This window comes from Cryobacterium luteum (assembly GCF_900110125.1).
GTDB lineage: Bacteria > Actinomycetota > Actinomycetes > Actinomycetales > Microbacteriaceae > Cryobacterium > Cryobacterium luteum.
The window spans coordinates 361,898-374,336 of the sequence record NZ_FOCN01000001.1 but is presented as its reverse complement, the minus strand read 5'-3'; the positions used below and the strand labels follow the sequence as shown (position 1 = coordinate 374,336).

14 protein-coding genes are annotated in these 12,439 nt (G+C 67.7%); 7 read left to right on the top strand and 7 right to left on the bottom strand.

The annotated features are described in order from the left end of the window. Positions 1 to 3: 3 nt before the first annotated feature. Entirely contained in the window at positions 4 to 987 is a 984-nt protein-coding gene (locus BMW72_RS01905; protein ID WP_092106658.1) for an NAD-dependent epimerase/dehydratase family protein, read from the top strand. Between the two features lie 112 nt (positions 988 to 1,099). On the opposite strand, the gene BMW72_RS01900 is transcribed toward BMW72_RS01905, so the two are convergent. The 3 genes from BMW72_RS01900 to BMW72_RS01890 form a co-directional block, all read right to left on the bottom strand. Continuing rightward, complete coding sequence (locus BMW72_RS01900; RefSeq protein WP_092106656.1) at positions 1,100 to 1,462, bottom strand: GntR family transcriptional regulator; 363 nt, start codon at positions 1,460 to 1,462, stop codon at positions 1,100 to 1,102. Continuing rightward, the gene (locus tag BMW72_RS01895) at positions 1,459 to 2,466 is read right to left on the bottom strand and encodes a hypothetical protein (protein ID WP_092106654.1); all 1,008 of its coding nucleotides are present in this window, start codon (positions 2,464 to 2,466) and stop codon (positions 1,459 to 1,461) included. The genes BMW72_RS01900 and BMW72_RS01895 overlap by 4 nt, the downstream gene beginning before the upstream one ends. A gap of 68 nt (positions 2,467 to 2,534) precedes the next feature. Next, positions 2,535 to 2,912, bottom strand: a complete 378-nt coding sequence (locus BMW72_RS01890) for a GntR family transcriptional regulator (protein WP_206750224.1) — start codon at positions 2,910 to 2,912, stop codon at positions 2,535 to 2,537. Positions 2,913 to 3,083: 171 nt separating this feature from the next. Between BMW72_RS01890 and BMW72_RS01885 the strand changes: the two genes are divergently transcribed. After that, positions 3,084 to 3,836: an ABC transporter permease gene (locus tag BMW72_RS01885; protein WP_092106652.1), complete on the top strand. Its 753-nt coding sequence runs from the start codon at positions 3,084 to 3,086 to the stop codon at positions 3,834 to 3,836. A gap of 3 nt (positions 3,837 to 3,839) precedes the next feature. Here the strand turns inward: BMW72_RS01885 and BMW72_RS01880 are convergent, their stop codons facing one another. Next, a complete protein-coding gene (locus BMW72_RS01880; protein ID WP_092106650.1) occupies positions 3,840 to 4,277 on the bottom strand; it encodes an Lrp/AsnC family transcriptional regulator in 438 nt (145 codons plus the stop codon). Between the two features lie 224 nt (positions 4,278 to 4,501). On the opposite strand from BMW72_RS01880, the gene ddaH reads away from it, so the two are divergent. The 4 genes from ddaH (at position 4,502) to BMW72_RS01860 (ending at position 7,493) form a co-directional block, all read left to right on the top strand. Further along, entirely contained in the window at positions 4,502 to 5,350 is an 849-nt protein-coding gene (ddaH, locus tag BMW72_RS01875) for a dimethylargininase (protein WP_092106647.1), read from the top strand. Next, positions 5,347 to 6,660 (top strand): ornithine--oxo-acid transaminase, encoded by a 1,314-nt coding sequence (gene rocD / locus BMW72_RS01870; protein WP_244151235.1) that lies wholly within the window; start codon positions 5,347 to 5,349, stop codon positions 6,658 to 6,660. Before ddaH ends, rocD begins: the two co-directional genes overlap by 4 nt. Before the next feature lie 235 nt (positions 6,661 to 6,895). After that, the gene (locus BMW72_RS01865) at positions 6,896 to 7,102 is read left to right on the top strand and encodes a ribbon-helix-helix protein, CopG family (RefSeq protein WP_092106645.1); all 207 of its coding nucleotides are present in this window, start codon (positions 6,896 to 6,898) and stop codon (positions 7,100 to 7,102) included. Between the two features lie 16 nt (positions 7,103 to 7,118). Beyond that, positions 7,119 to 7,493 carry a type II toxin-antitoxin system death-on-curing family toxin gene (locus tag BMW72_RS01860; RefSeq protein WP_092106643.1) on the top strand — a complete coding sequence of 125 codons (375 nt, stop codon included), beginning with the start codon at positions 7,119 to 7,121 and terminating at the stop codon, positions 7,491 to 7,493. Positions 7,494 to 7,507: 14 nt separating this feature from the next. Here BMW72_RS01860 and BMW72_RS01855 read toward each other — a convergent pair whose 3' ends face one another. After that, on the bottom strand, positions 7,508 to 8,884 hold the full coding sequence (locus BMW72_RS01855) for an alpha-hydroxy acid oxidase (protein ID WP_092106641.1): 1,377 nt from the start codon (positions 8,882 to 8,884) through the stop codon (positions 7,508 to 7,510). Between the two features lie 7 nt (positions 8,885 to 8,891). Next, positions 8,892 to 9,632, bottom strand: coding sequence for a FadR/GntR family transcriptional regulator (locus tag BMW72_RS01850; RefSeq protein WP_092106639.1), 741 nt, complete (start codon positions 9,630 to 9,632; stop codon positions 8,892 to 8,894). 195 nt (positions 9,633 to 9,827) lie between these two features. Here BMW72_RS01850 and BMW72_RS01845 point away from each other — a divergent pair, with 195 nt between their 5' ends. Next, complete coding sequence (locus BMW72_RS01845) at positions 9,828 to 11,096, top strand: ABC transporter substrate-binding protein (protein WP_241983979.1); 1,269 nt, start codon at positions 9,828 to 9,830, stop codon at positions 11,094 to 11,096. A 31-nt stretch (positions 11,097 to 11,127) separates the two neighbouring features. Here the strand turns inward: BMW72_RS01845 and BMW72_RS01840 are convergent, their stop codons facing one another. After that, positions 11,128 to 12,048, bottom strand: coding sequence for a 2-hydroxyacid dehydrogenase (locus BMW72_RS01840; protein WP_092106638.1), 921 nt, complete (start codon positions 12,046 to 12,048; stop codon positions 11,128 to 11,130). Positions 12,049 to 12,439: the final 391 nt, after the last annotated feature.

Here is a 12,439-nt window from a genome sequence, read left to right as displayed (position 1 = left end):
GCCGTGAGAGTACTCGTGACGGGAGCCAGCGGCTTTCTCGGCCGCGCCGTCGCCGCCGATATCAGTGCGGCGGGCCACGAAGTGCGCACTTTTCAGCGGCGGCCGTCGGGCCTGACCGGCGTCGAAGACGTGCACGGCTCGATCATGACCGCCGCCGACACCCCCTATGCCGGCCTCGCCTATGCCGTGAGCGGCATGGACGCGGTCGTGCACCTCGCCGCCAAGGTCTCGCTCACCGGCGACCCGGCCGAGTTCGAGGCGGTCAATGTCGGCGGCACCCGAACCGTGGTGCAGGCCTCTCACACTGCCGGCGTCTCTCGATTCGTCTACGTCTCCTCGCCGTCGGTGGCCCACGCCGGAGCCTCGATCATGGGCTCCGATGCTCTGCCGGCTTCGCCGGAGCACGCCCGCGGCGACTATGCCCGCACCAAGGCCAGGGCCGAACTGCTCGCGCTCGCCGCTGACGCGCCCGGATTCAGCGTGGTGGCCGTGCGGCCGCACCTGGTCTGGGGCCCCGGCGACACCCAGCTGATCGACCGCGTCGTCGATCGCGCCCGCCGTGGCCGGTTGCCGCTGCTCGGGCACGGTGCGGCGCTCATCGACACCACCTACGTCGAGAACGCCGCCTCTGCGATCCACGCGGCGCTCGATGCGTGCGACCGGGTGCACGGGCAGTCCTACGTGATCACCAACGGTGAACCGCGACCGGTCGCGGAACTGCTCGCCGGTATCTGTGGTGCGGCCGGCGTGACCGCTCCGAACTGGCGGGTGCCGGCATCCGCTGCCCGCGCCGCCGGTTCGGTCATCGAGGCCATCTGGCGCCGTCGCCCCGGCACGGACGAACCGCCGATGACCCGGTTTCTGGCCGAGCAGCTCTCCACCGCGCACTGGTTCGACCAGCGGCGCACCCGCGCCGACCTTCGCTGGACCCCGTCAGTCTCCCTCGACGAGGGCTTCCGCCGCCTGGCCGCCCACTATCGCCCCTAGCGCCACCCGCCCCCACTGCTATTGCGGACGGGGCCCGGGCCCCGTCCCCGGGCCCAGTCTATAAACTGGGCCCACGGTCCGGGCCCGGGCCCCGTCCGGGTGGCGCCGAGTGCTACGAACGGATGCCGAGGGCCGCGCGCGCGAACGCGAGCGCCTCCCCGGGTGCGACGCCAAGCTGGCGCGCCTTGCCGGCGAACGCCACGGCGGCGACCTGAACCTGCTGCTGGGCGGCCGTACCACTCGCGGCGATGAAGGACCCGTTGCGGCCCCGCGTCTCGATGACCTCGTCACGCTCGAGCTCGCGATAGGCACGCGCAACGGTGTTGGCGGCGAGCCCCAGATCTTCGGCGAGCTTGCGCACGGTCGGCAGCTTGTCGCCGGGAGCCAGCTCGCCCGAACGCACCGCGGCGAGCACCTGCACCCGCAACTGCTCGTAGGGTGGGGTCGCCGAGCGCGGATCGATCATCAGGATCATGCCGGGGTCTTCGTTCGGCTGCCCTGATCCGGCCGCTCGCCGGGCTGATCATCACCAGCGGCCCCGCGCGCTCGACGTCGGTCGAGTTCGACGGCCGTCTCGGGCCACAGCCGGCGCAGAAAGTGTGTCGTACTCCGATTTCGCAGGCTCGTCAGGCTCCAGCTCGTGAGCACGACGACGAGCACCGGGCCCATGATCGTGAATGAGCCGATCAAAATCTCGCCGATCGAGCCGGGCGTCGGCCGGTCGATCGCCTCGCTCAACGAGAGGAACAGCACGCAGGAGCTCACGGCCGCGATGATCCCGGGAATCCCCACCAGGCTGCGCAACGTGGTGCTCCGAAAGGCATCGCTCCAGGCCAGTTGAGTGTAGGTTTCGGCGGGTTGGCCGCGGCCGAGCAGAGCGTTGGCCGCCGCCCAGGTGACCAGGCTCGCGGCGGTCGCGATCGCCAGCAGCAGCCCGGCCGGCCAGAGAATGGTGCGCACCGAGACGTCGTCGAACACCCGATCTGGGTTGATCGCGATGACGCCGAGCACCGCAATATAGCCCAGGGTGGCGAGGCCCAGCAGGCCCAGCGAGAACGCGCGGTCGAGCGGGGTGACGTAGTCGGCCAGTCCGGGGGAGACGCTGCGCGCCAGCCGCGGCGCATCGGCCACCGGCGCGAACGCCGAGCGGGAATCGTTGCCGCTCAACGCCACCGTTGATCCGACCGTCATCGCGACCACGACCAGGAGCCCGTTCCACGGGCTCTGACTCCCATCCGTCACCAGCAGCGCCGCCACTCCCAACAGGAGCCCCACCATCGACCCGACGATCCCCGCGCGCTCGCGGCGATAGATCCGGCTGGACAGCTCGGAAACGATCTCGGGGACCAGCGCGAGCCCGACCTGCCGGGAGTAGGCCTGCAGCATCCGCTTGCGTGGTTCGGCACGTGCGTCATAGATCAAGCGGATGCCGAGAACCGCCAGTACCAGCGCCGCCATGATCAGTACGACCGTATCCACGAGACCCTCCCTTTGTGTCTATTTTGTACCAGAGTAGCAATACAAAATGAGCGGCGCAAGGCCGCTGGTCAGGCCTCGGAACGGCGACTGAGGGCGTCCGTGACCAGGGCGAGGGCGGCCTCCGGGCTCACGCCGAGTTGCTCGATGCGCGTAGCGAAAGCGTCGGCCGCGGCCTGCGCATTGCGATCGGCCGCATCGCCGTTGGGGGCGATGAACGATCCGAACCGGCCACGCGTTTCGATCACGCTGTCCCGTTCCAGCTCGCGATAGGCGCGCGCGACAGTGTTCGTGGCCAGGCCCAGCTCGGCGGCGAGGGCCCGCACGGTCGGCAGGCGGGTGTCGTGGGCCAACTCGCCGGAGCGCACGGCCGCAACCACCTGGCTGCGCAACTGCTCGAACGGCGGCGTACTCGACCGGGGATCAATGGCAATAAAGGAAGCGGGCACGGGACCCTCCGTTCAACGTTATGGGCAATTTTGCCTCGCTACAACACAAGCTGCAACAGCATACTCACGGTACGTTCTTTCGGTACTCTCCGCGATGCCGGTCGATGCCGGCGAAGCGGCCGATAGCCCGCTCGCGCGTAAAGGCCGACGCGGGCTGGGTAGGCTCGAACAATGACCCTTCCCGCAGAGCTCGCCGGCCTGCTGCCAACCCTGGTCGGCGTTGTATTGCTGCTCGCGGTGGTCGTGACGGTGCTGCGCGGCTATCGCACGCAGCATCCGTTCGCGCCGGCGTTCGCGCTGCTGCGCGGAATCCTGCAACTGGCCGCGATCAGCCTGATTCTCAGCGGAATTATCAACGACCCGCTCTGGGTCGGTGTCGGCCTGCTCGTCATGTTCGCGGCGGCCGTCGGCACTGTCACCCGTCGCATCGGTTTCAGCCGAGCACACCTGGTGCGCGTGGCCTCGGCCATGGCGCTCGGCGTGATCGTGACGCTCAGCATTGTTTTTGCCACCGGCGCGATCGAGTTCTCGCCGCGCTACGTGCTCGCGATCGGCGGCATCATCATCGGCAATGCCATGTCGATCGCCACTCTCAGCGGGCGCCGCTTTTCCGAGGCGGTCGGCGACCACTGGGACGAAGTCGAGGGCTGGCTCGCGCTCGGGGCCACGCCGCGGCAGTCCTCTCGCGATCTGGCCAGGCGGGCCGTCTACTTCGCCATGATTCCGTCCACCGACCAGACCAAGACCACCGGGCTGGTGACGCTGCCGGGGGCGTTCGTCGGAGCGATCTTCGGGGGAGCCTCGCCGCTCGAGGCCGGCCGGTTTCAGATCGTCGTGCTCGCCGGCATCCTCTGTGCGGGGTCGATCGCCGCGGTCACCCTGCTGCACCTGATTTCCCCGGTGACCCAGAAGCCGGTTCCCTAGCCACTATTCGATCGAGCGGTGGATCAGCCGGGACAAAACGATCGCGCTGCGAGTGTGATCCACGTTGGGGGCCAGACGCACCTTTTCCAGCGCCGCCTCCAGCCCGGGGATGTCCCGCGCACGAATGTGCACCATGGCATCCGCGCTGCCGGTGACGGTACCCGCATCGACGACTTCCGGCACGCCGGAGAGAATACGCAGTAATTCGTCGGGGGCAACGGTGCCCCGGCAGAACAGCTCGACGTAGGCCTCCGTGCTCATGCCGTCGACGGCCGGGTCAACCTGAATGGTGAAGCTGCGAATGACCTTGTCGGCCACGAGCCGGTCGACGCGGCGTTTCACAGCGGATGCCGACAGGCCCACCACCGAGCCGATGTCACCATAGCCGGCGCGCGCGTTCTGGCGCAGCAGGTCGAGAATGCTGTGATCGAGGTTGTCCATGGGGTGAGTCTAGGGGGGAGTGCTACGTAAAATTGCGTTCGCACCGGAGATCTCGAAGATTTCTTGCGCAGATCAGCGTGAAACGTTGAATCATGCTGTGTGAGACTGAGGATGGCGTCCCGGAACGATCAGTGTTGGTCGTGCCGGGCTCTCGTGAGCGACCTGGTCCGCCATCCACCCCGAGTTGCGTCGGCCGCAGGCCCTCGCCTCCCCGAAGGAGCCTCATGTCGATCGACGCCCCCGTTCTCTCCGAAGCAACCGCCGTGCCCGTGCGTACCGCCACCAAGCGCACCGTGCTTATGTGTAAGCCGCAGTTTTTCACCGTGGTGTACCGCATCAACCCGTGGATGGACCCGGCCCTGCCCACCGACACCTCGCTCGCCGTCAAGCAGTGGCAGACCCTCTACGACACCTACGTCGGCCTCGGCTTCGACGTGCAGCTGATCGATCCGATCGACGGTCTGCCCGACATGGTCTACGCGGCTAACGGCGGCTTCGTCATCGACAACCAGGCCTACGGCGCCAAATTCACCCACGTGCAGCGCCAGCCGGAGGGCCCCGCCTACATGGAGTGGTTCGGCGCCAACGGCTTCGACGTGCGTGTTCCGGTAGAGACCAACGAGGGCGAGGGCGACTTTCTGCTGGTCGGCGACGTCATTCTGGCCGGCACCGGCTTTCGCAGCGACTCCAACAGCCACGCCGAACTCTCGATCATCGCCGGCCGTCCGGTGATCACCCTGCGCCTGGTCAACCCGAGTTTTTACCACCTCGACACCGCCGTCGCCGTGCTCGATGACACGACCATCGCGTACCTGCCCAGCGCCTTCGACGCACCGAGCCTCGCCATTCTGCAGGAACGCTACCCCGACGCCGTCATCGTCACCGAAGAGGATGCCGCCATCCTCGGCCTCAACTCCTACTCGGACGGCTACAACGTCGTCATCGCGGCCCGCGCCAAGGACTTCGAACGCCAGCTGCGCGAGCGAGGCTACAACCCGATCGGCGTCGACCTGTCCGAGCTGCTGCTCGGCGGCGGCGGCGTGAAATGCTGCACGCTCGAGCTGCGCCGATGACTACCGAGACCGCGAACCCGACCCTGAAGGAGCACGACATGACCACGAACCTGACCGCCGAAGCCGCGCCCACAGCATCCGTTTCGCCCGCATCCGTTTCTCCAGCCGCCCTCATCGCCCAGGAGAGCGCGCACGCCGCACACAATTACCACCCGCTCGAGGTTGTCGTCGCAACCGGCGACGGTGCCTGGGTAACGGATGTCGCGGGTCGCCGCTACCTGGACTGCCTCGCCGCTTACTCCGCCGTCAACTTCGGGCACTCCAACCCGGTGCTGCTGGCCGCCGCCCGGGCGCAGCTGGGTCGCATCACGCTGACCAGCCGGGCCTTCTACAACGACCAGCTCGGCCCGTTCGTGACTGCCCTGGCCGAACTGGCCGGCAAAGACATGGTGCTGCCGATGAACACCGGCGCGGAAGCGGTCGAATCCGGCATCAAGGTGGCCCGCGCCTGGGGTTACCGGGTCAAGGGCGTGGCGCCCGACCAGGCCAACATCATCGTCGCCGCTGGCAACTTCCACGGCCGCACCACCACCATTATCAGCTTCTCCGACGACGAGTCGGCCCGCGCCGACTTCGGCCCGTTCACCCCCGGTTTTCGCACCGTGCCCTACGGCGATGCCGCAGCGCTCGAAGCCGCGATCGACGAGAACACCGTGGCCGTGTTGCTCGAACCGATCCAGGGCGAGGCCGGCATCGTCGTGCCGCCGGCAGCGTATCTGCCCGCCGTGCGCGAGATCACCACACGCCACCGGGTGCTGTTCATCGCCGATGAGATTCAGTCGGGGCTCGGCCGCACCGGCTCGACCTTCGCCTGCGACCTCGTGGGCGTCGTGCCCGACCTGTACCTGCTCGGCAAGGCGCTCGGCGGCGGCATCGTGCCCGTGTCGGCCGTGGTCGGCAACGCGGACATTCTCGGGGTGCTGCACCCGGGCGAGCACGGCTCGACCTTCGGCGGCAACCCGCTCGCCGCGGCCGTCGGCCTCGCCGTCGTGAAGATGCTGGCCAGCGGCGAATACCAGCAGCGGGCGACCGAGCTCGGTGCCCGCCTGCACGCCGGGCTCTCGGCGCTGGTCGGACACGGCGTAGTCGAGGTGCGCGGTGTTGGGCTCTGGGCCGGCATCGACATCGACCCCGCGCTCGCGCCCGGCCGGGTGGTCTGTGAGGCGCTCCTGGCCCGCGGGGTGCTTGCCAAGGACACCCACGGCTCGACGATCCGCCTCGCGCCGCCGATCGTGGTCTCGGCCGACGACGTGGACTGGGCCGTGGAGCAGTTGCGTCTCGTGCTCGAAGACCTCGCCGGCGCGAAGTAGGCCCCCCTACCGGCTGGCACCCGGGGCGAACGCATGGCCGCGCCCGTAGCTGGCGCGGTCATCCGCTGATTATTTCTGTACCACCTTCGACACCCGGCGCGGTGGCGCCTCGGAGAACGACACCCTCGTCCTGCGGTTCGTGAGCACTTGGGCTCGACCGCGCGTTCGAGCGGATGATTCGCGCCGGTTCGAAAGAACACCTTGCATGGTGGTATTAAAGTGATACCATTCCCGCATGGCTATGACAGTGCGACTGCCCCAAGAACTCGATTCGGCACTCGAAGCGATTGCGCGCCAGCGGCACATCTCCAAACACGCCGCGCTCGTCGAGGCTGCGGACCGGTTCGTGCGCCAGGAATCAAAGACTGAACGCGTGCTGGCGAGCGTCGACGAGACCACTCGCGACTACGCCGAGCTGCTGCAGAAACTCGAAGACACATAAGCCAGACCGACTCGACATGACCGAATACATCGAACCCGAACAGGCCGTTGCAACAGTCGCCTACCTCGGGCTGCATATTCGCGACACAGGGCTGCTGTTCTCGGCGCTCGCCCGGCCCTCCGCCAGCATGCTCGGTGAAGACGCCTACGCCACTCTCGAGCATAAAGCGGCAGCACTCTTCTCTTCGCTGGCCCAGAACCATCCTTTGTTCGACGGTAACAAGCGCCTGTCCTGGATTCTTACCCTGGCCTTCCTCCGTCTCAACGGCTTTCGCGTCGTCATGCCCACCGACAAGGCCTTCTCGCTCGTGCTGGCCGTGGCACAGAGCGAGAAAGACCTCGACGAGATCGCCGCGATCCTCCACCAGCATCTCGTACCGGCGGAGGACTGATCATGCGGCGCGGGCTACTGCGTCGAAGTTGTCTTTCGCGGCGCACGCTTCGCGGGCGTGCCAGTGACAATTGATGCGCTGACCGTCTGCTTCGGCGCAGCGGGTTTGCGTACAGGAGCCTTCCGCGCCGGAACCGCCTCGGCCGCGGCGACCAGCGGCGCGGCGACCGGCTGCAGCCGGGCCAGCTGGGTCACGTGACCGGGGTTCAACTCCTCGAGCGCGTTCACGCCGAGCAGGCGCATGGTGCGAGCCACCTGCTCCGACAGGATCGCAATCGTGCGATCGACCCCGGCCTCGCCGCCGGCCATCAGGCCATACAGGTAGGCGCGACCGATCATCGTGAAACGGGCGCCGAGGGCGACCGCGGCCACCACGTCGGCACCGCTCATGATGCCCGTGTCGAGGTGCACCTCGGTATGGGCGCCGACCTCGCGGGCCACCTGCGGCAGCAGGTGGAACGGAATCGGTGCGCGGTCGAGCTGGCGACCGCCGTGATTCGACAGGGTGATGCCGTCCACGCCGAGGTCAACGAGACGCTTGGCATCGTCGAGGTTCTGCACACCCTTGACCACGACCTTGCCCGGCCATTGCGCCTTGATCCAGGCGAGGTCCTCGAAGTCGACCGTCGGGTCGAACATGGTGTCGAGCAGGTCCGCGACGGTTCCGCTCCAGCGGTCGAGGCTCGCGAACGAGAGCGGCTCCGTGGTCAGAAAGTTGATCCACCATTCCGGGCGCGGCAGCGCATTGACGACGGTGCCGAGGGTGAGCGCCGGCGGAATCGAGAATCCGTTGCGCTTGTCGCGCAGCCGGGCACCGGCCACGGGAACGTCCACGGTCACCAGCAGGGTGTCGTACCCGGCCTTAGCGGCCCGGTCGACGAGGGCCATCGAACGGTCGCGATCCTTCCACATGTACAGCTGGAACCAATTGCGGCCGTTCGGGTTGGCGGCCTTGACGTCTTCGATCGAGGTCGTGCCCATGGTTGACAGCGCGAAGGGAATGCCGGCGCGGGCGGCAGCGTGCGCCCCGGCGATCTCGCCCTCGGTCTGCATCATGCGGGTGAAGCCGGTGGGCGCGATGCCGAACGGCTGCGCCACCGGCGCACCGAGAACGTCCCAGCCGGTCGACACGGTCGATACGTCACGCAGAATCGACGGGTGGAACTCGATGTCCTCGAAGGCCTGGCGGGCCCGGCCCAGCGAGATCTCCGCCTCGGCGGCGCCCTCGGTGTAGTCGAACGCGGCCTTCGGCGTGCGCTTCTTGGCGATCGCGCGCAGGTCGGCGATCGTCAGGGCGCCGTCGAGGCGGCGCTTCCTGGCATTGAGCTCCGGCGTCTTGAACTTCATCAGCGGGGCGAGATCTCTGAACCTGGGGATGCGTCGTTGAACCATGGTCGTCCTATCGGGTCGTGGAACTGGCAGTGGCGGATGAAACGGAAGCGAGGTGGGTCTCGGCGTAATACCCCGAGATGTGGGCGTGCACGGCGAGGCGGGCGGCATCCGCTTGACCGCACAGAATGGCGATGAGAATGCCGCGATGCTCGAGCATGAGACGAGCGGATGTCGCCGGCCAGCTCGCCAGACCCGCCGCGCCCGCCCGCGCGTACCCCTCGATGGCACTGCGGAGACCGGCCATGGTGGCGGTGATGACCTGGTTGCCGCTCGCCTCGGCGAGCGAGAGATGGAACTGGGTGTCGAGGGCGAGGAATTCGGCTTCGGTGAGGGGCTGGCGTTCCATGGCTGTGAGGATCTGTTCGGCCGCGGACAGGTCGATGACGCCGGCGCGCGAAGCCAGTTCGGCGGCGATCGCCCCTTCGAGCACGAGGCGGGTCTTGACGACGTCGGCCACGGCGAAGCCCTGCGCTGCAACCTGCAGCCGCATGAGCGCCGACATGCCGCCGCCGGGGCGGGCGACGATGATCGCGCCGGCTGATGGCCCGGAACCGACGGCGGTGCGGATGAGCCCCAAGACCTCGAGCACCCGCAGCGCTTCGCGCACGCTCGATCGACCGACACCGAGGTCGGCGGCGAGGGTGCGTTCGGGCGGCAGATGATCGCCCGGGCTGAGACGCCCGTCGAGCAGGTCGCGTTCGACGGCGTCGAGCACGACCTGCCAGGCGCGCGGGGCGATCGCGGTCATGGGTCCTCCTGTGGTCTGACCACAGGCTACACGATTTTGTCGGTATTGCGGGATGTTAGTTACGTCCGGGTGTAGACGCGGCGATCACCCAACCCGGCGACTGGTAACCTCCAACAGGAACAAGGGGACACCATCACCAAACGCTCAACCGTCATTGCCATCGTCACCGTCGCATCCGTTGTCGCGATCGGCGGTGTGGCTGCCGCGCTCGCTCTGACCCCGCAGGCGGGCTCGGACACGACGCTCACCATGCGCGTCTGGGACGAGCAGGTCGCGCAGTCCTACGAGACATCGTTCGCGGCGTTCGAACAGGCCAACCCTGGTATCCAGGTCACGGTCAACGTCGTGCCGTGGGCTGACTACTTCACCAAACTGCGGGTCGACGTTGCCGGTGAGACCGCCGACGACGTGTTCTGGGTGAATGCGGGCAACTTCGCCGACTATGCGGTCAACGGCAACCTCGTGAATATCACGGATGCGCTCGGTGCTACCGCGCAGACCGACTGGCAACCCAGCGTCGTCAGCCAGTACACCGTCGACGGTGCGCTCTGGGGAGTGCCCCAGCTCGCCGACCCCGGAATCGGGCTGTATTTCAACGAAGAACTTCTCGCGGCCGCAGGCGTTGACCCGGCCACCGTCGGCGATCTGCAATGGAACCCGGTCACCGGCGAAGACACCCTGCTTCCCGTGCTGCAGAAACTCACCCTCGACGTCAACGGCAATACCGCCGACAGCGCCGCCTTCGACCCGTCGCAGATCGTGCAGTACGGCTACAACGCAGCCAACGATCTCAACGCGATCTACCTCAACTTTCTCGGCTCGAACGGCGCAGCCCTGCAAGACGGCGACGAGTTCGTCTTCGACACGGCTGAGGGCGTCGCGGCCTTTTCTTACGTGATCGACCTGATGAACAAGTACCACGTTGCCCCGTCGGCCGCCGACACCAACCTCAACGGCGATTTTGCGCTCGACCAGTTTCTGCAGGGCAAGATGGCCCTGTTCCAGAGCGGGGTCTACAACCTCAGCAATGTGAACGAGGGAGCCGGCTTCGACTGGGGCGTGGCCGCGATCCCGTCCGGCCCGGCCGGCGCGATCAGCGTCACCAACGGCGTCGTCGCCGCCGGCAACGCCGACTCTACGCACCCGGAACAGACTCGCAAACTGCTGGAATGGCTTGGGTCTGCGGAGGGCAGCGCGGCCATCGGCGCCGACGGGTCGGCGTCACCGGCCGTGATCGGTGCTCAGGCCAGCTATGTCGCGTCCTGGCAGAAGCAGGGCATCGACGTGGACGCCTTCATCGACGTGCTCGCCAACGGCAGCGTGCAGGCGCCGCAGGGCGCGAAGTGGGCCGAGGCCTCCGACGCCTTCGAGCCGACCTTCGCCGAGATGTTCCTCGGCCGCATCCCGGTCGATGAGGCGCTGCGCACCGCGCAGGACGCAGCGAACGCGGCCATGGCCGGCTGAGCGGTCGCGCCTAGGAGTGGCGGAAGGCCGGCTAACTCGTCAACACGACGTTGAGTGGGGTCTCGCCGCGCAGCATCCGCTCGACTTGTTCGCGCACCAGCCGAGCCATGCGCGGCAGCATGGCGCTCGAAGCACCGCCGACGTGCGGTGAGATGAGCACGTTCGGCAGCGCAAACAGGGGATGCCCCGCCGGCAGCGGTTCCGGATCGGTCACATCGAGCGCGAGCCTGATCCGGCCGCTGGTCGCGTGCGCGAGCAGGGCGTGCGTGTCGGCGACCGGGCCGCGGGCGATGTTCACGAGCAGGCTTCCGTCCTGCATACGGGCGAGGAACGTGTCGTCCACCAGGTGAGTGGTCTCGGCCGTGAGCGGAACCCCGACGACCACGATGTCGGCCAGGGGCAGCAGCTCGTGCAGCGCGTCGAAGCCGTAGACCACGCCGCGCTCATCGCTGCGCGCCGTGCTGGCCACGCGGATCACCGTGGTCTCGAAGGCGAGCAGCCGGCTCTCGACGGCCCGGCCGACACCGCCGTAACCGAGCAGCAGCACGGTGCGGTCGGCGAGGCTCGGGTGGTGGGCCGGTGCCCACGCGCCGGCGTCGGCGGCGCGCACGAAGTCGGGAATGCCGCGCTGGGAGGCGAGGATGAGTGCGAGGGTGAGCTCGGCGGTGGAAGTCTCGTGCACGCTCGCCGCGTTGGCGAACACGTGCCCGGCGGGTAGTACCTGGTCGACGCCGTCGAAGCCGATGGACTGGCTCTGTACCAGCCCGGTCTCAACACCGGCGAGGTGCGCGAGGCGATCGGTTTTGCCCATGTAGGGAGTCACGACGAGGTCGAATCGAGGCCGGGGAGCCGGCCCGTCGAGCGCCCACTCGACCACCTCGACACCGGCGGGCAGGTCGCCGACCGCCTCGCGCAGTACGGAGTCGGGCAGGCTGACCAGCAAAGAGCTCATCTTGCGAGCCTACTTGCCCGGTAGCCGGGCCCGGGCGCGGGGCCGGGGGCTAGGCCGTGTCTCCTATATGCCTGTACCGAAATGATTATTGCCCGCCCTGTGAGCACCCTCGAGAAGTGGGAGCAAGATCAGTCATGCTCCCGCTTCTCGAGGGTTCTCCCAGGATGGGGCTGGCCCGAAATGCCACGGCATCGCCGCGCCACGACCGACCGTCCGGGCGCCCAGCGGTCTCGGGGAAGACTCTTATCCGACGGATAGAAACTTCTGATTCAGCATTTATTTTGCTGATCAGAGCGATATCGCCGAACCGAACCAAGCACCGGGAACACTTGATTCCCTCACCGGTCAGCCTCCACTAAGTTTCGCGGCACGGCCGAAACCTAGGCTCGGG